General features: G+C 36.5%; 18 protein-coding genes and 4 pseudogenes. 10 read left to right on the top strand and 12 right to left on the bottom strand.

Going from position 1 to position 16,749, the window contains the following annotated elements; all coding sequences use genetic code 11:
- Positions 1-42: 42 nt before the first annotated feature.
- The 4 genes from HOO54_RS08945 to HOO54_RS08930 form a co-directional block, all read right to left on the bottom strand.
- Positions 43-1,929, bottom strand: a complete 1,887-nt coding sequence (locus HOO54_RS08945) for a heavy metal translocating P-type ATPase (protein ID WP_172294435.1) — start codon at positions 1,927-1,929, stop codon at positions 43-45.
- Positions 1,930-2,124: 195 nt separating this feature from the next.
- Positions 2,125-2,592, bottom strand: a complete 468-nt coding sequence (gene stoA, locus HOO54_RS08940; RefSeq protein WP_172294432.1) for an endospore biogenesis thiol-disulfide oxidoreductase StoA — start codon at positions 2,590-2,592, stop codon at positions 2,125-2,127.
- A gap of 55 nt (positions 2,593-2,647) precedes the next feature.
- Positions 2,648-3,988 (bottom strand): polysaccharide biosynthesis protein, encoded by a 1,341-nt coding sequence (locus tag HOO54_RS08935; RefSeq protein WP_172294430.1) that lies wholly within the window; start codon positions 3,986-3,988, stop codon positions 2,648-2,650.
- Between the two features lie 94 nt (positions 3,989-4,082).
- Positions 4,083-4,277 carry a hypothetical protein gene (locus HOO54_RS08930; RefSeq protein WP_172294428.1) on the bottom strand — a complete coding sequence of 65 codons (195 nt, stop codon included), beginning with the start codon at positions 4,275-4,277 and terminating at the stop codon, positions 4,083-4,085.
- A 159-nt stretch (positions 4,278-4,436) separates the two neighbouring features.
- Between HOO54_RS08930 and HOO54_RS08925 the strand changes: the two genes are divergently transcribed.
- Positions 4,437-4,625: a YkvS family protein gene (locus HOO54_RS08925; RefSeq protein ID WP_172294426.1), complete on the top strand. Its 189-nt coding sequence runs from the start codon at positions 4,437-4,439 to the stop codon at positions 4,623-4,625.
- A 109-nt stretch (positions 4,626-4,734) separates the two neighbouring features.
- Here the strand turns inward: HOO54_RS08925 and HOO54_RS08920 are convergent, their stop codons facing one another.
- The 5 genes from HOO54_RS08920 to HOO54_RS08900 all read right to left on the bottom strand — a co-directional run bounded on the left by HOO54_RS08920 (position 4,735) and on the right by HOO54_RS08900 (position 8,765).
- Positions 4,735-5,118: a hypothetical protein gene (locus HOO54_RS08920; protein ID WP_172294423.1), complete on the bottom strand. Its 384-nt coding sequence runs from the start codon at positions 5,116-5,118 to the stop codon at positions 4,735-4,737.
- Positions 5,090-5,701, bottom strand: coding sequence for a Tle-like phospholipase domain-containing protein (locus HOO54_RS08915; RefSeq protein ID WP_172294421.1), 612 nt, complete (start codon positions 5,699-5,701; stop codon positions 5,090-5,092). Before HOO54_RS08915 ends, HOO54_RS08920 begins: the two co-directional genes overlap by 29 nt.
- Positions 5,702-5,714: 13 nt before the next feature.
- On the bottom strand, positions 5,715-6,644 hold the full coding sequence (locus tag HOO54_RS08910) for a DUF1672 family protein (protein WP_172294419.1): 930 nt from the start codon (positions 6,642-6,644) through the stop codon (positions 5,715-5,717).
- 56 nt (positions 6,645-6,700) lie between these two features.
- On the bottom strand, positions 6,701-7,516 hold the full coding sequence (locus HOO54_RS08905; RefSeq protein WP_172294417.1) for a DUF1672 family protein: 816 nt from the start codon (positions 7,514-7,516) through the stop codon (positions 6,701-6,703).
- A gap of 718 nt (positions 7,517-8,234) precedes the next feature.
- Positions 8,235-8,765 carry a serine O-acetyltransferase gene (locus HOO54_RS08900; protein WP_216664739.1) on the bottom strand — a complete coding sequence of 177 codons (531 nt, stop codon included), beginning with the start codon at positions 8,763-8,765 and terminating at the stop codon, positions 8,235-8,237.
- A 244-nt stretch (positions 8,766-9,009) separates the two neighbouring features.
- Between HOO54_RS08900 and HOO54_RS08895 the strand changes: the two genes are divergently transcribed.
- The 6 genes and pseudogenes from HOO54_RS08895 to HOO54_RS08875 all read left to right on the top strand — a co-directional run bounded on the left by HOO54_RS08895 (position 9,010) and on the right by HOO54_RS08875 (position 12,156).
- The gene (locus HOO54_RS08895; RefSeq protein ID WP_172294415.1) at positions 9,010-9,684 is read left to right on the top strand and encodes a hypothetical protein; all 675 of its coding nucleotides are present in this window, start codon (positions 9,010-9,012) and stop codon (positions 9,682-9,684) included.
- Between the two features lie 136 nt (positions 9,685-9,820).
- Positions 9,821-9,994 (top strand): annotated as a pseudogene (locus tag HOO54_RS08890) (DNA/RNA non-specific endonuclease); the annotation flags it as partial.
- Positions 9,987-10,460, top strand: coding sequence for an antitoxin YezG family protein (locus tag HOO54_RS08885; RefSeq protein ID WP_172294413.1), 474 nt, complete (start codon positions 9,987-9,989; stop codon positions 10,458-10,460). The pseudogene HOO54_RS08890 and the gene HOO54_RS08885, both read left to right, overlap by 8 nt.
- A gap of 515 nt (positions 10,461-10,975) precedes the next feature.
- Positions 10,976-11,110: pseudogene (locus tag HOO54_RS24220) on the top strand (DUF8096 family protein); the annotation flags it as partial.
- Between the two features lie 201 nt (positions 11,111-11,311).
- Positions 11,312-11,728, top strand: coding sequence for a tetratricopeptide repeat protein (locus tag HOO54_RS08880; protein WP_172294411.1), 417 nt, complete (start codon positions 11,312-11,314; stop codon positions 11,726-11,728).
- Between the two features lie 11 nt (positions 11,729-11,739).
- The gene (locus tag HOO54_RS08875; protein ID WP_172294409.1) at positions 11,740-12,156 is read left to right on the top strand and encodes a hypothetical protein; all 417 of its coding nucleotides are present in this window, start codon (positions 11,740-11,742) and stop codon (positions 12,154-12,156) included.
- Here the strand turns inward: HOO54_RS08875 and HOO54_RS08870 are convergent.
- Both HOO54_RS08870 and HOO54_RS08865 read right to left on the bottom strand, forming a co-directional pair.
- The gene (locus HOO54_RS08870) at positions 12,142-12,342 is read right to left on the bottom strand and encodes a hypothetical protein (protein WP_172294407.1); all 201 of its coding nucleotides are present in this window, start codon (positions 12,340-12,342) and stop codon (positions 12,142-12,144) included. The genes HOO54_RS08875 and HOO54_RS08870 overlap by 15 nt on opposite strands.
- Positions 12,343-12,403: 61 nt before the next feature.
- Positions 12,404-12,637, bottom strand: a complete 234-nt coding sequence (locus HOO54_RS08865) for a hypothetical protein (protein WP_253907645.1) — start codon at positions 12,635-12,637, stop codon at positions 12,404-12,406.
- Positions 12,638-12,913: 276 nt separating this feature from the next.
- Between HOO54_RS08865 and HOO54_RS08860 the strand changes: the two are divergent.
- From HOO54_RS08860 to HOO54_RS08850, 3 genes and pseudogenes are all read left to right on the top strand, one after another.
- Positions 12,914-13,693, top strand: a pseudogene (locus HOO54_RS08860) (ribonuclease YeeF family protein); the annotation flags it as partial.
- Between the two features lie 41 nt (positions 13,694-13,734).
- Positions 13,735-14,835, top strand: a complete 1,101-nt coding sequence (locus HOO54_RS24215) for a toxin C-terminal domain-containing protein (RefSeq protein WP_253907644.1) — start codon at positions 13,735-13,737, stop codon at positions 14,833-14,835.
- Positions 14,836-14,837: 2 nt separating this feature from the next.
- Positions 14,838-15,359: a hypothetical protein gene (locus HOO54_RS08850; RefSeq protein ID WP_172294403.1), complete on the top strand. Its 522-nt coding sequence runs from the start codon at positions 14,838-14,840 to the stop codon at positions 15,357-15,359.
- A gap of 316 nt (positions 15,360-15,675) precedes the next feature.
- On the opposite strand, the pseudogene HOO54_RS08845 reads toward HOO54_RS08850, so the two are convergent.
- Positions 15,676-16,238: pseudogene (locus tag HOO54_RS08845) on the bottom strand (recombinase family protein).
- Positions 16,239-16,749 lie beyond the last annotated feature (511 nt).

The following is a 16,749-nucleotide window of genomic DNA, read 5'->3' as shown; positions in this document are numbered from 1 at the left end:
CATCTATTATTGTATCAGTTTTTCTCTTTGTTTGTTTGGAGATTAAGATTTTAATAGTCTTAATCCGTTTAAAATCACTAGCAGTGTACTCCCTTCATGACCGATAACCCCGAGCGGCAAGTCAAGAATCTGCAGGAAATTAACGCAGATGAGCAGACAGATGATGGTTAAAGAAAAAATAACATTTTGTTTTATAATTCGATTCATTTTTCGTGACAACTTGACCATTTTTATCAAGCCTGTTAAATCATTTTTCATTAAGACAATATCAGCCGTTTCCAAGGCAACATCAGTCCCTCCGCCCATCGCAATGCCAACATCTGCTGTAGCAAGTGCTGGCGCATCATTGATGCCATCACCAACCATCACAATTGTTCCGTATTGTTGTTTCAGCTTTTGCGTTTCCTTCACTTTTCGGTCTGGGAGACATTGGGAAACAACAATACCCAAACCCGTTTCCTCTGCAATTGCTTTAGCCGTTTCAGGCTGGTCCCCGGTCAACATTGCTGTTTGAATCCCAAGTTGATTAAGTTCGCTTATTACCGCTTTGGCTTCAGGTCTGATTTGATCTTTTAAAGCAAAACATCCGACAACACGCTCGCCTTTTTTTACATAGACTAGCGTTTTTCCTTGTGCGGCAATTGATTGAACTGAAGCTTTAAACGACTGATCATTTTGTTTTTCTTCCATGACAAATTCAGCTTTTCCAATTTGCCACATTTCCCCCTTAAATTGCGCTTTGACGCCAAAACCTGATGTTTCTTCGATTGACACAGTGATGTCTGGATTCACCCCTTTAGCTTTTGCATATTTGACAATCGCTTGTGCAAGCGGATGATTGGACTGCTTCTCAATTGAAGCGGCCGCTTCTAAGCATTCCATCTCTGTCATCCCAAAAGTCAATATCAAATCTTCAACTGCGGGTTTACCATTGGTGATTGTTCCTGTTTTGTCCATCGCGACTATTTTTGTTTCACCAAGTTTCTCAAGAAAGACACTTCCTTTGACAAGCAAGCCATGTCTTGCTCCATTTGAAATCAGTGATAATGCAGCCGGCATAATTGAAGCGACAAGTGCGCAAGGTGAGGCGACTACCATAAAGACCATCGCTCTGTAAAACGTCTCTCCCCAACTCCAATCAAGCACGAAATGAGGTAGAAACAAAAGCAATCCGACAGCCAGCAAAACCCCTTTCACATACATATTTTCAAAGCGTTCGATAAAAGCTTGTGAAGGTGAAACACTGTTTTGCGCCGACTCTACCAACTTCATAATCTTTTTAATGAGCGAGTCTTTATTCGCCTTTAGAACGCGTACTGTCAAAGATCCGCTCAAATTAACAGTCCCTGAAAACACTTGATCTCCGATCGTTTTTTCTACTGGGATCGACTCTCCTGTAAGAGCGGATTCATCAACACTTGTTGCACCTGATTCAATTTCTCCATCGGCAGCGATCCGCTCACCTGGTTTAACTGAGATCAAATCACCGGTCTTCAATTCCTCGGCTGCTACTTTTTTTTGACCTCCTGCTTCAAGCAAAATGGCTTCTTCAGGCTCTAATTTCATGAGTGACGTTAAATCTCGTTTACTTTTGTCAAGTGTGTATGTTTCAAGAGCACCGCTAAGTGAAAATATAAAAATTAAAATGGCGCCTTCCGCCCAGTAACCGATCATCGCAGAGCCGATTGCAGCAAAAATCATTAGCAGCTCAACATTTAATGTCTTATTAGTTATGGTTTCCTTGATCCCCTCTTTTGCTTTTGCAAACCCACCGATACAAAAAGCGAATAGGAAAAGGATGATCGATAATGTTTCATGACCAGATACAAACCATCCACCAAGAATCAATGCGCCTGATAAAAGCGCAGCAACCAATTCACCATGTCTTGTCCAATTCTCAATCAGCTTAAATGTATGTTGTAATTTCATCCTCTATGCCTCCTAATTGATAATGCAAATCATCATCAATTTCCTTTTAAAAAACAAATTGCCGCCGTTAGGCAGCATTTTAAAAGCTTTTATAAAACAATTATAGCATACAACTGTTATCTTTAATATCAATAATTATTATAATTTGCTTTTGATAACAATTATCATTAGTAACTATAAAAAAAGCTGAAAAACTTAGCTTTTTTTCTCAGACCATGTTTTCATTTGTTCAACAGTGATCGGTCCAACAATTGATTTTTCCAACTTCCCTTTTTCATTTAGAAAAAAGGTAGAAGGAATCGTGATCACGTTATATTTTTTCATCATTTCACCTGTTCGGTCAAACACGATTGGAAATGATAACTGATTTGCTTTAATAAATCGTTTCACTGCTCGTTCGTTTTGTTCAGCATTCAACAAGTTAATCGTGATTAATTGCACATCTGACTGATGTTGATCATAAAAGGACTGAAAACGTGGTAGTTCCTCTCGACACGGAGGACACCAACTAGTCCAAAAATGGATGATCGTTTTTCGACCTTGTGCCGGAACCTTAATGCTTTGTCCTTCTATTGTTTTCATCTCCACAGCAGAAGCTTCCAGCTGAAATCCTATCAAAAGCAAAAAAATGAGTGAACAGAGAATGATTCCTTGTTTTCGCATCTGATCTTCCTTTCTTTTTTGTTTAGCTTCCCCTCGAAAACAAAAAAGTATGAAGTCAGCGGCTTTCCATTGTTGGTGCACCTGTTTTATTTGTCAAAAACAGAGAAACACCTAATTGTTTGCAAATTGTGATATAGTGAAGGGCTGTCAGCAAAATCATCCCCGTATTCATCGCTAAAATGATACCGACCATTTGTAGACTTTCCATTGATCCAAACAGATACATCATTAAAAACGATACGATACTGGCCCAAACATTATGATAAAATGCATCTTTGACAAGCCCAATTCCAATTAAACAAGCTTGCAAAGGCATGACAAAAAAGTGAAATAAAAAATACGGCCATAACAACTTTAAATAAAGAGCAGCTTTAATTGAATCAAAAAACAAATGGGTCAGCGGTTCTGCAAAATGATACATGACAAGAACAGATGGTATTCCGTAAAGCAATGTGATGAAAATCGCCTGTTTAATCCGCTTGATCACCTTGTCATACTGCTGATATGCATAGCTTTCAGAAATACTTGGAATCATGACAATCATTAATGAATGAGCGATAAAAGCCGGAAAGAAGCCAATCGTCATGGCAACACCTGACAGCATACCAAACTGATCAATAGCTGCCGTGCTCGAAACACCTGCAATGAGCAATGTTCCTTTCACTAAAAAAGGTTCAATTGCATTGGCAATGGCATGAAAAATCCGCAAACCTGTGGTGGGAATGGAAACAGTCAAGAGCCGTTTCAAAACATCGTTTCTCCGTAAATGGACATGTCTCCCCTCAGCAACTGCGCGTCTTGCCAAAAGAAACTGGGAATATAAATAAACAAACACAACCACTTCACTTGCAAACAGAACAAACAATGAAATAAGTACAGATGTATGTAATGAAAAGGAATACCATTGAAAAAACAAAAACAAGCCGACAAGCTGAAAAATTTTTTTCAGTCCATTCGCTATTGCAATTTTCCCCATTTCCTGAACACCCATAAAGTAGCCACGCGCAATCGATGTAAATGCAACAGCGGGGATCATCCCAATCACAATTCCTCTAATCAAGGGATGATAGGAGTCAAAAACAGGAATGAATGGAAGAATGATGGCCGCTATCGCCGTAGAAAAAACGGTACAAACTGCTGTCATCCGAAAAGCATGTTTTAACATACTTTCATGTAACCTCGGATTAGATTCCGCAATAAATTTTGATATCGAAACAGGCAACTCAAGACTTGCGATAACAACAACTAAAAATATTGAGGGCAAAACACTCATATAGAGCCCCATGCCATGCTCTCCAAGTTCTCGAGCGAGAATCATGTTAATAACAAACTCTAGGCATTCCGCAAAAAATGCGGCTAGCGACAGAAGAATAATTCCTTTCACAAAACGGTTCATGAGGTCTCCCCTTGTCTCACTGATTATTACCTCATCATATGAGACAAGTCTAAAAAATATTAAAAAAAGCTTTCTCACCATGTGAGAAAACTTTTCAACTTCTCGGTTCTGTCATATATTGAAAAATGATGTCACCACCTCGTTGGGCAACACCGTGGAAGTGTTTGAAATCTTCCTGTTTTGTCAAAATAGATCTAAAGAACAAAAAATCTTCCTTTTTCACACGAAGTTCGTGAATGTCGCCTTCCCTTAACTGTTTTATAAAATCAATTACATGCTCATCTGTCAATCGTTCTCTCCCCTTCTTTCTCTTATGACGTTACTATATCACTTAGTCATTGCTGATGACAATGGAACGGAACTTGTGTGTCAAATTACTTTACTTCTCAATGAAAATATTGCAAAATACTTTCAATAGGTTATTTTTTTAAAAGGAGAGGAAGTCGTTTTGAAAATTGCAAAAGTCGGAAATGTCATTGAATTTAAAAATGGACTGACCGGAGTTGTCGAAAAAGTTAATGAAAACTCAGTAATTGTCGATGTCACCATTATGGATAATTATAGAGACCTAGAATTGGATTCTTTAACAGTCGTCAATCATAAAAACTATAAAATTATAAAAGACTCCTTACATTAAATCGCCCATTCACAAGAATTCCACTCAGAACCTTAAAATGTACTTCGCAAGTTCTTCCAAAAATTGAAAAACCGCTAGGCTCATTGTCTGGCGGTTTTTCCCGGTTCTCCTACATCGTTGCCCTTGTGACATCGCCTTTGAATAGTCGGAGCGTTTTTACAATCTCTTCTGCTGTATGACATAAGGCGGTAATCGCTTCTGCTTTATGATCTGATAACTGATAAACAATGTCTAAAAAGAGGAATTCTGTTTCTTCTAAAGTTGACACAGCCGCCGTATTATAAATATTGATGTTGCTGAAGCCAAGCGGTTCAAAAATGGCGGTGTCAATATATGGTTTGAATTCTTTTATTAATAAAGGCAAATTATACAAGCATTGAGTGAAAATTTCGATACCTTTACGGTACTTTTCAACGTCAGATTCTACCTGTTCCAAATCTTTAACTACTCCATTAATGCTCTTCTCATTTTTCCATCCCAATCTGTATTTCAATCACTTTTCCCGGAATTCGGTCAGCAATCATCGCACCAGACTCCGCAGATGTCAGCGGATCATACTTACTGAAATAGTTTGTGATATTCGGATAATCTTGATCATGATCGACTTCCCCTTCAGGCAAGACCGACGGATTAAGCGTCACACACTTCAAATCAGAGTGTTTCACAGCCACATCATTCGCCAAACCACCACCAAGCGAATTGCCGCAAACAGATGTTAATTTATCACCATACTTTTTTTTCATTTCATCAAAATAGTCACGTGCTGCTTTAAACTGTTCATGTGTCCTACCTATGGCAAGATCTTTATCGGCGTCAAGGTCTTGGTCTCCATTGGTTAGGTTGGTTCCTTGGTAGACGATGGTGTATTCGCCTGTTTCTAAGTTTTTTACTGTCATTACGTCAAGACCGGTGGAGTCTTTGTAAACTGCATTAACTACTTTATAAATATGTCCGTCAACATTAAGTTTTCGTTTTTCTGTAGGATTTTTATAAGAATGGTATCCTGCTAGTTCTACTAAATTTTTATCTTCACTAATTGGTTTTTTATTTTTTGCATTTTTTGCTTCATCTCTCATTTAATAAATACTCCTACTTCTTGATAATGTCATTCGGATCAGTTCGTTCAAGCGTATTGTCTTTTGAATTTGAACCCGCTTTTTTGTTAATTGTATTATCATGTAAAAACACACTGTATAATCCTGGTGCAAGCCCCTTCATATTTTCTATATCCTTTACAATCTGATTGAAGATTGTTTTGTCTGGTTCTGTGTTTGGGTTTTCCATATACAAATGGATAGTAACATCAAATTCTTCGGGATCTATTTTTTTATGTTTAAGTTCTTTTTTCCAATCTTCTTTGCTTTTATTTGGATCTTTTAAATACTTTAAATAAGCTTTATCAAGGTTATCACCAAAAGCTGTTATATAGTAATAAACCGTACTGTATCCTTCTCCGCCAATATGATTAACTGCTTCTTGTCTAGTACCGACAATCGGTTCTTTTTTCACCGTTTGATCTAAGTAATCATCAAGCTTTTTAAGTTCTTGATCAAAAACCATTGCATAAATACCGGTGTTAATTGCACCTTCAACTTGCCCTTCCTGAGAAAAAACTTTATCTGTTAAAACTTTTTTCGTTTCTAGATCGATCGGGACAACGGCATATGTATGAAAATGCGGTTCACCTTCTGATTCAACAAACACAGTAGCTGCCTGAAGTGCACCGACAATGTTGTGGACTTTCACCTTTGTTTTATATTTGTCTAAGAAAAATTTCTTGACTGCTTTTTCGATTTCAGCGTGATGGGCTTTGGCGATTCCGGCTGTTTGTGTTCCACCATCCAATTCATAGCCTTGTCCTGTATAATCTTGAATACGGAGATAATTTTCCTTTTCGAATTGTTTTTGCCGTTCTTCAGCAGTCATTTTTTTATCATGTTCACCATGCAAATTCATACATCCTCCCAAAAGTAATGGGATTCCAATACATAACGTTAAGAGTTTTTTTAACTTCACCATTTGATACTCTCCAATTATTCAAGTATTTAGTCATTGTCAGTACCCCACAAGAACAATTATTTTTTGCGATTGGTAGATTTTTCAATCTGTTTTTGTTTTATGTGTACTTCATATATACCCGGAGCTATATCATCCTTTTTCTTTAGATCACGAATGATTTTGTTTAAGGTTGAACGATCATCCTTCAACTTTTTTGTTTCCAAATACAATTGAATGTTGATCTTTATTTTTTTATCATTCAATTGATGTGTTGTTAAGATTTTCCGCCATTCCTCTTTGCTTCGTTTGGGATTTTTCATATACATTTTGTTTAGGTCAACACCAAAAGCATCAGAGGAAATTGATATATTGTAATATGGGGTTGTGTAGCCTTTAAGACGAACCTCTTGCTTTAATGCTTTGACATGATATTTCGAAGTCGCTTTTTTTAAATAATTGTCAAGTGTTTTGAATTCTTTATCGCAAGCCATTGCATAAATTCCAGTTCTAATCGCTTCCTCAACATCCTCTTTTTCTGCATGAACCCCAGCTAGAATATCATCTTCATTGAGCATAATAAGGCTGGCTTCTGTATAAAAATGAGGCTGCCCTTCAGATTCGACAAACACTCTAACACTATTGACATTTCGAACAATTTTATTGACCTTCACCTTTGTTTTATATTTATCAAGAAAAAACTTCCTAACCACTTTCTTAATTTTACCGTGATACTTTTTATCGACTTTTTTTTCCTTTGACATTTCATCTCCAAATTTTTTAACACTTTCTAACTCTTTTTGATTAAGTTGCTTTTCTGGTTTTTCTATAGCACGACATCCGCCTAATAATAATAACGCTGACATACTAAGTAAGATTATTTTTTGATTCTTCACTATAAAATTCCTCCAACTTTTTTTCGAACCGTTTTATTATAAACCAACCATATTTCATTCGATATGTATTTTTCGTCCAAAAGAGAAGAATGAGAGTTTAGAACCACATAACAGTTGTGAAAAATAGGTATATTTCATTATTTACTAAACAAGCAAATGATTTAAATTATTTGGCTTAAATCTGGCTTCAATATTGTCGCATGTTTAAACTGGTAAATGGGGATTATGGAGGAAAAACAATGAATATTATCAGAGAAAGCTTAATACCATCAAAATTTGGGTTTTATTTGTAAAAGTTGAATGTGGTCAAGATTTAAGGTATCACGAAAAAACTGTCCACTTAGTTGGAAATGTTGTAAAAGAAGAATATATAGCTAGAGAAAAAAACAACAAGTAATGATTTTGTTGTCACTTTAGCTGCTAATCAAAATAGGATTGGGTTAGCAGAAATATGGTGTAATCATCAATTTAGAAGAACATGCTTATGGATGTGAAGGGCACAGCTTTTATTAAAGACATGTACATAAAGTTTTCGGAATGTGTCATACATAGATTAAGCGATCATGAGCGGTGATAAAACATATTGAGATGACAAAGGAGGCTACTTTTAAAGAAGCATTATTTTGACACGATCAGTCGATTGACCTTAGAAAAAGATCACTTTGAAAGCTCTCGTTAATGGATAACACACGATACAGCCCAGCTCAGGACGAGCGGGCTACTGTTTTGCCCCTTTAACTTTTATAGCGGGGATACCAGCAATTGTAATGTTTTCTTCGGTAAAAGATTTATTCACAACGGCGTTTGCTCCGATCTTAATTCTATTCGCTATCTTAATTTTGCCAAATAACTTCGCACCAGGCCCAATCCAAACATTATCACCAATCGTCGGAACATCATATTGGTCGTGGTTCTGTCCAATATTAACTCCTTGATGAATATCACAATTTGCACCGATTTTCGCATTGCGATTGACGATAAGTAATCCGCAATGGTTGATCCTTAGTCCTGGGCCAAACACATTAATTGGGATATCAAAGCCAAGTTTTAACCCTTTCTTTTTATGTAAATATCTATAAAAATGTTTCAGGAACTTGGAGTTGATATTTGCGTAATATTCATATTTTCTAAGACAGATTTGAAATTTCCAAATATCATCCCCTAGTAATCTTGGTTTTCGGTGTGAGATTCCTAAAGATTTTTTATCTTGTTCTAAATAATCGTGCAATTCTTTTTTTGTTGAGATCAAAAATAACACCTGCTTTTTTTCATAATTTTAGCATACAAACCCTTATTTGTAATCAAACTTTCCTCATTTTAGCATCAGTGTTTATAATAAAAAGATCATACCATCCTGAGGGATAAAGATGATACTAACAGTTAACAGTAGTGCTCAAGTATCTTCTCAAAAGAAAATCAAGTTAACAAATAAGTGATCCTCAGTTCATGATAATCCAAGAAATAAAACATGACTAACTAGAGTGGAGATAAAAATGAAACCTATGATTTTAAATAGCCAGTTAAATAAAGGGAATTTGTGGAACGGTTGTATACTTTCCTCGATAGTGCATGCCATAATGGTTGCTCATTATCCTGAGTTGTCATATGAACATTCATGGGATGGTAATAACTATAGTGTCGTTGATGATTCAGGAGTAAGAGGTACTATTAGTTTCAGAGATCATTATTTTGTTGGAGCATTCCGAAATGAGAACTATATCCGAAACGATATCGGTGTAATTTGGGATTTTTTCACTAGTGCACCAAAGGATGTTCTTGAGTTAGCAAAAAATGAAACTTTAGAATATCTTCTTGAAGAAGATGAAGATGGCAGAACTTCACCATCTATTAGTACTGTATTTTGGGGAGATAACAACTCGATTACTTCAGTTGATAATATTGTAAAAATAATACAATATGCTGGTTATTTATTAGAGAGGCAGTTTATGGATGTCGATTCCGCAATTTATTCTTGGCAAGATTATTATGAGATGGCTACTGAACAAGTAGACTTACTAAAATTCATATTTAAGAGAAAAGTGAACAATCCCAATGAATACATTACCTTGACAAAAAGTGAAATAAAAATAATTGGAGCAGATAGTCCTGAAGGTGTGAGTGAAAGTATGGCTTCGTTCGAGGAAATCGGAATTTATTGGGATAAATAAACTAACATTATAGCTATCTAGTGCCAATTGAACCTATTATTACACATATAACATCCCAAAACTAACAAAAATCACTACTAGAACTTAGGTACCTAAGGACACCAACTTAAATAAAGGCGAATGAAAAAAACTTGAAAGCATATGGGCTGATGCTTTGGAACATGAAAAATCAGTAGAGGTTAAAATAAAACCAATATATAAAGGAAGCTCACAAAGGCCTACAAGTTTTGAGATAAAATACAAGGTCGGAAAAGAAAATGGAAATTTGTTAAATTTGATAATATACATGGAGGGAAATAATAATGAATGAAAATGGATTAAATACAATTTATCAAAAAATCGCAGAAACTATCGTAGAGACTATACCTGAAGAATGGTCAAAAGTTTTCATTTATGGTGAAATCTTGGAAGATGTACGGAAAGGATTCTTTTATTATTATCCTGATGGAAGTGATTCACCAGTACATTCTCATAATATACCAGAGTTATTTGAGATTGAGAAAGAAGAATACCGTAAACTTTGGAGACTACTAATAGACAACTTATCAGAACTATGGTATGAATTTAAGAATAGTGATCAAGAAGCTTGGACAAATCTAACTATGATTATCCAAAGTGATGGTGAATTCAACATCGATTATAATTATGAAGATTTATCTGAAGCTGATGATTATGAAAGAAGAATTATATGGAAGCATGACTATCTCGGACTTTGGCCTGAAGACGAGGAGGACAAAGAATTTTTAAAGAAATACATTGAATCAAAAAATAAATAAAAATAGTATTAAGCCCCTTCTTTCAATTAAAAGAGGAGAGGGCTTTTTTTCGTCCCAATCACGACCTCTTCACGTTAAACAGCGCAAGCAACGTCTTATCCGGTGCCTTCGCCTGTCGATAAAACACGTTAGGATTAAACGTAAATCTCTCCGGCTCACTACCGACCTTAATGCGTGCAACAACGAATTCTCTATTGAGAAATGTCCAATTGTATTGGGGATGGTAAGGATATTTACTTGCCCTCCCTATTGATGCCTGAAGACGTTCTTTACGAAGCCTTGAAATTTGAATATCAAGACATGGCTCCACTTATAAATTCCTATCTCAATCGATCTATCAAAATATGGATTGCGCTAAGTGGATGACGAGCTGCTAGATTATAAGGTACCGCTTCGGAATCAAGTTAACACTGTGGGTACTTGGATGCCAATGAAAAGACGAAGAAGGGAACTTGATATAACATTGAATCAATCAAGCTTATGTCGTATTCTTATAATGGGCGTTAAGGACGAATAGATCATACGACACAACGACTGTTTACGACTACAGAGAGGATCCGGACGTTCACCACAACCGCTGTGATAATTGTGATTACACGGTGTTTAAAAGTTCGTTGAAAGATCAATTGATGGTAAATGGCATTCTATAAAATAAGCAGATATACCTCATGGAACGGAATCAGTATCTTGGTGGAATAAGATAAGTAGATCTTATAGGCCAAAATCTAATAGAATGTGAGAATGGATGTAGACCCCTAACTATTTGGCAATTATAGAATAAATCATTCTCAGGGAGGAAAGCTTCGCGACAGATATCTCCCCCAAATTAAATAAAAGGAGCTTGAGAGCAAATGGAACTAGATCAAAATCTATATGATGAGATTGTAAGATTATGCGAAGAGGGGGATGAATTGAGTGATGAAGATCGATTTGATGACGCTATAGAAAAGTATAAGGCTGCTTTAGACTTATTACCTTCTCCAAAAATAGATTGGGAAGCTAGCAGTTGGATTTACATTGCGTTAGGTGATACTTACTTTATTTTAGAAAAATACGAAGATGCAAAAAACTGTTTCTATAATGCATTAAATAGTCCTGATGGCTATCATAATCCACTTATATTAATGAGGCTTGGCCAAAGCTTAGTTGAATGCGAAGAGGTACAAAAAGCAAAAGAATACTTGTTAAGGGCTTACATGTTGGACGGAAGTAGCTTATTTGAAGAAGATGACAAAAAGTATTTAAAATATATAAGTGAACACATTTAAGGAGGAATATTATGGAATTTCCAAATTCAATGCTAAAAGAATCAGTTGATAATTTAATGGAGAAAAGTGATCAAGAATACAGTGATGGAAATTATGCGAAGTCAATTGAACTTTTAGAAGAAGCATGGATGGCATTACCAGAACCACGAGTTCTATATGATGAAAGTTATCATATTGTAAAATATATAATTTATACTTACCTATTCATAAATAAACCACAGGATGCGATGGACTGGTCAGATTTAATGTTTATTTGTGATCTTGAACGTATAGACAATGGTGAAAGAGAGTTTATTATTGGAAAAATAGCCTATGAATTACAAAGATTCGATAAGGCAAAGGAGTTATTTTTTGTAGCAAATAAGAAATCAGAAGGCAGAATGTTCGAAGACGAAGACCCTAAATATTTAAAATTAATAAAAAAATAGGCCTAAACAAGTAATGTATTTAATAATTGAAATGTCACTTGACAATTTTTTCACTACCTCTAACATTGCAAAATAGTTATATTTTAGAACCTCAAGCAAACAGCCTAAAATGCTTGGATTCATATAGAAAAGAATCTTAAAGAATAAATATTTAATATCAGAAGCAACTGTTTCTTTAATCGGCATGGCGGAATCCTCCGTTAAAATCCTGACATATCAACGCTCACACAAAACGGTCACACTGCGGTCACTCTCTATCGACCAGCTCGTCCAATTTTCCGCCAAGGTGCGCCAAAAGCTCGATTGTGTTCATATTCGCGACTGTCTCGATATCCATTACTGAATTAGAAACGTATGGTAAATCGTAAATTAATTCTGCATGCTTACCGATTTCCAGACCGTTAGAGCCGTGATATAGTCGATAAAGAGTAAGCCATTCTTCGTCTATATAGAATACATAATCGTGGCCTACGTTAAGCACCTGTACCTTTTCGCGGACTTCTTCGCCAGTATTTGTGAAGGAAAAACTAAAAGATTAGAACTTGACACCATTGAAAAAATTCTAGCTGTATTAAACCATCTTTCAAAAGCTGGGTCGTATACAATAGACAATATTATTCTTTACCAGCCAGATAGTGATAAATAGATATCTTAACTTAGGTTTATATACCTAAACCAAATGATTCATTTGCTTCTCTCATAAAAGTGATAAACTTTTCATTGGATGTCATTTTTATGTATTAAAAAGGAGAATGCAATGAAAACTCTTGATGTTCAAGCGTTGCGTGAAGGAATCGATAAAACGCTTGACGAATTAAAAGTTCAATCCAAAGAAATCGCCAAAATTAAAAAAAGCGTTGATGGTATCGTAGCCCTGGATGATGCTTTAAAGGGAAAAGGCGGTGAGGCGATTCGCAATTTTTACGAGGAGTGTCACACCCCCTTTTTGCGTTTCTATGATTTATTTATCGAAGAATACACATCAGCACTCAAGAAAATCAAAAAATCGCTAAAATCACTAGAATCTCATGATGATGGATTGATCTCACAACATTTTCTCGAGAACGACCTTGAAGACGGTTTAACTAAAGCCGACAGAGAAACGAAAAGCATGGTTTCCTCAACGAATGACGTTATCAAAAGAGTCAAACATATTGTCGATTTACCCGAGTTGGACGATAGTGATTTTGATAAGCATCAGAAACAAGCGCTGAAAGAGATCAACGACACACTTGAAAAGCTAAACACATTCGACAGAGAGCAAACAAACGAGTTGAAGACAGCTGCAAACGATCTCGAGACGATGAAAACCTACATGAAAACACTTGGAAAGATGTATACGTCAGGCCCAAAAATTGAGATTAATACCTATGAGAAAGGATCGATTTTAAAATCTCAAGGCGTTTCAGACCTTTCAGGTCTCTCTCTCCTTCAGCAGATGGAAGATCCGTCAAAGTTAGCTATGAATATGATGCTTAAAAAACTAGCGGAACATGAGAAATATGAAGTCGAGTCCGTTTTTACCTCTAAGAAATTGATACTAGCATGCAAACTATAAACGGGAAGCTGTATAATATAATGGATCACAAACCAACGGTTTCTTTATACGTCACAGATGAGATCGGTACAAGTAAAGACTTTGTTGGCGGAAAATATACGCTGTATTCAAACGGTCAAATTGTTCGCGAATACATGTCTGATGGAACTGTAAAATACGAAATCGTTAGCCGGATTCCAGAAAGCAGAGTAAAAAACGAGTCGAGTGAACTTGAAAATCCATTGCCCAACCCGTTCATACATGAAGGTGGTACGTGGTATATTCCACCTGAACATGCAAAAGAACATAGTAAGGCGGTAAAAGATATCTACAAAGGTGCTGGTGGAGCTACAGTAGATTTAGGAAAAGATTTTATTAAAGGCGGAATATCACTTGGTCGCAATCTTGCAGCATTAGGTAATTATTTGTATCATAGTTCAGGACCAGAACAGGTACTGAGAGACACTCAATCGGTACTATCAAAGACACCGATCTTCCTTCAAAATTTAACAACCGAATTAAAAGACACTTACGATAAGCAAGTAACGCATGGTGATGCCGAATCACAAGCACATTATTTTACATATTTAGGAGGAACTATAGCTAGTTTATTTGTGACCTCTGCGACAAAAGTAGGAAACATAGGAGGAAAAGCCTCAAAGCTAGAAAAAGGCGCCAATATCTCTAAAAAGGCGGCTTCAAAAATTAATAAAGCTAAAAAACCTTTAGTTCCACAAATGCAGGTAGCAGGAATCCCTATAAATGTTTTTAGTTTTGAAGGATTACAAAAGGCAGCCATTCAGTTCATTAAGAAGTCTTTTGATTCTCAAATAGAGAAAGTTAACAAAGGAACTAAGGGTACTAGTAAGGTTAATTCTTGGGTAAGAATGACAACTAAACAATCAACAGCTGCAGCAAAGAAGATTGGGTATGAACCAACAAATTATAAAGCGAGGAATGGCGAGAAAATTTACTATAATAAGAAAACTAAAACCTACATTAGCCAGGATGTAGGAAGTGGTGATGGTTCACCACCTCACAATGGTGGAGTTTGGAAGATGGCGAAATCCCCGACAGCTATAAATAGTAAAGGCACTAGGATGGGCACATATGATGCTAATCTTAATAGGATAGGTGATTAATATTGCACAAGTACAGAATTTCTAAGTATGACCCTTTGTTCAGGGATGAAACTGGATGTTATCAAAAAAATGAGTGGACTGCAATCAGTGATATTGGGAAATCTTTCGATGGAATATTACTAACGGATGAAGAGTATATAAGGGTTGAGGATAAATATATTGATGCAGTGAAACTAATAATTAAATTTCATTCACTTACTAGTTTATCTGTAGCAAATTTATGTCATTCATTCTCAAAAGACGAATTTTTAAATTTAATAAAACCTTATTCCCAGTTGTACTCCGAAAGTTTACTTGACTTCTATACAAATTTTAATGGAAGTCAGGCGGGTCTTGATGAAGTTGAGAGTTTATGTAGGTTACAGCTAAGAGAAGATATTGGGGTTGATATATTTTCTCCGAGAAAGCTAAAAATATTTATCGGATACGATTATTTAATGGGGGTTAAAAGTTCAAAATCCCTAGAACCAATCATTCCAGAAATAAGCGCCCTAGGACTGTTTGTCGAAAAAATTGATTTATAAACTGAATTCTTATTACAACAGAAACCTTGATTGGCTCATGCCTTTCAAGGTTTTTTTCGATTTATAAAAAAGCGAGCAGGCATAGCACCCCTTTAATTACTTCAATAACGCCTCAAGCTTCGCCTTCGTCTTCGTTCCATAATCCCATCAATCCCGTTATTCCCCGTTATTCTTCACTCCTTTGTGCTGCGCAAGTACTTCTTGAATCTACCGGACAGCTTCCCAAAGTGATTTTTTTAAAATGCGCAGTTAAAAACCGCCTGACGAACCGGCTCAGCTTTTGACATCCCCCCGGCATAAAAAAAAGACACTGCCTTTATAGCTGCACCTTCCGTTCGCGGTTACGTCTTACTAACGTTGCTTTACTAATGCCTGTCATCCGTTCTACCTCGGTATATGAGTACGTAGCAAGTAAGTCGAGAGCATGGTCGATCTGTCGCTTGCTAAACTTACGCGGTCTGCCTTCGCGAAAGTCATCACGTTGCTTTGCGATGTCCTTTCCTTCTTGCGTGCGCTCTACGATCATATCCCGTTCAAACTCAGCGAACGCAAAGAATATATTCCGAATTAGTTTCGATGCTGGACGATTATCCATAACGCCCATATTTAGAATATGTACACGTACACCTCGATCAATAAGTTCTCGAACTAACTCGCTTCCTTGCGTTGCACTGCGAGCAATACGATCCAGTTTCGTTATAACTAATGTGTCGCCCTCTTTTAGCTTGGCGAGTAGTCCCGTAAATACTGGTCGTTCTGTTATTGTACCCGTAAAATGTTCGCTCAATAACTCGTCGCAACCTTCCGCCTCTAGTGCTGTTACTTGCGCTTCTAACCTTGCCCCGCCATTGATACCCGCGCATATCCATAAACGGTCATTTTTATCCCCTATTTTTGATTATAAGTTTTGATTACATTTAGAACTTTACACGCATAACATATTGAACCGTAATAAATCGTAAATATTCCGCTTTACTTCTATAATATTGTACGCACACTTTATCGATGTTATAACGCATTCAAACGTCAAGAATCGTAAAATGATCAAGGGGTCGCGCGTGGGAAGGCCGAGGCTTATTATATAGTCCGATATAGTTCGATTAGGATGACGTACTTACTCCGAGCGTCTTCCAGTGTTTACCGCGTTATAGTAATCGGACACGTTACGTTTTTAAGTTTCGCAAAATAAATGCATTTATAGTAGCCGGTCAAGATAAATGACTTATGCGAGATTTGATCGTCAAATACAAAGAAACCCCCCACCGAAAAAGGCGGGGATCGTGGTCACACATTCGTATTATTTTGGTCACCGCGTGGTCACAAGAGGGCCGTCGATTCGTGACCACACCGGCATCACACTACGGGTCACACTCCGATCACACAACTCCAA

Origin of the sequence: Bacillus sp. WMMC1349 (genome assembly GCF_013155385.1) — a bacterium.
Classification (GTDB): Bacteria; Bacillota; Bacilli; order Bacillales; family Bacillaceae; genus Bacillus.
This window is presented reverse-complemented; position numbering and strand designations above follow the sequence as displayed.

What these genes read in the sequence shown, in the direction of transcription:
- HOO54_RS08945 (WP_172294435.1), bottom strand. Translation starts at nt 1,929, where the DNA reads ATGAAATTACAACATACATTTAAGCTGATTGAGAATTGGACAAGACAT.
- stoA (WP_172294432.1), bottom strand. Translation starts at nt 2,592, where the DNA reads ATGCGAAAACAAGGAATCATTCTCTGTTCACTCATTTTTTTGCTTTTG.
- HOO54_RS08935 (WP_172294430.1), bottom strand. Translation starts at nt 3,988, where the DNA reads ATGAACCGTTTTGTGAAAGGAATTATTCTTCTGTCGCTAGCCGCATTT.
- HOO54_RS08915 (WP_172294421.1), bottom strand. Translation starts at nt 5,701, where the DNA reads ATGAGAGATGAAGCAAAAAATGCAAAAAATAAAAAACCAATTAGTGAA.
- HOO54_RS08910 (WP_172294419.1), bottom strand. Translation starts at nt 6,644, where the DNA reads ATGGTGAAGTTAAAAAAACTCTTAACGTTATGTATTGGAATCCCATTA.
- HOO54_RS08895 (WP_172294415.1), top strand. Translation starts at nt 9,010, where the DNA reads ATGAAACCTATGATTTTAAATAGCCAGTTAAATAAAGGGAATTTGTGG.
- HOO54_RS08885 (WP_172294413.1), top strand. Translation starts at nt 9,987, where the DNA reads ATGAATGAAAATGGATTAAATACAATTTATCAAAAAATCGCAGAAACT.
- HOO54_RS08880 (WP_172294411.1), top strand. Translation starts at nt 11,312, where the DNA reads ATGGAACTAGATCAAAATCTATATGATGAGATTGTAAGATTATGCGAA.
- HOO54_RS08875 (WP_172294409.1), top strand. Translation starts at nt 11,740, where the DNA reads ATGGAATTTCCAAATTCAATGCTAAAAGAATCAGTTGATAATTTAATG.
- HOO54_RS08870 (WP_172294407.1), bottom strand. Translation starts at nt 12,342, where the DNA reads ATGCCGATTAAAGAAACAGTTGCTTCTGATATTAAATATTTATTCTTT.
- HOO54_RS24215 (WP_253907644.1), top strand. Translation starts at nt 13,735, where the DNA reads ATGGATCACAAACCAACGGTTTCTTTATACGTCACAGATGAGATCGGT.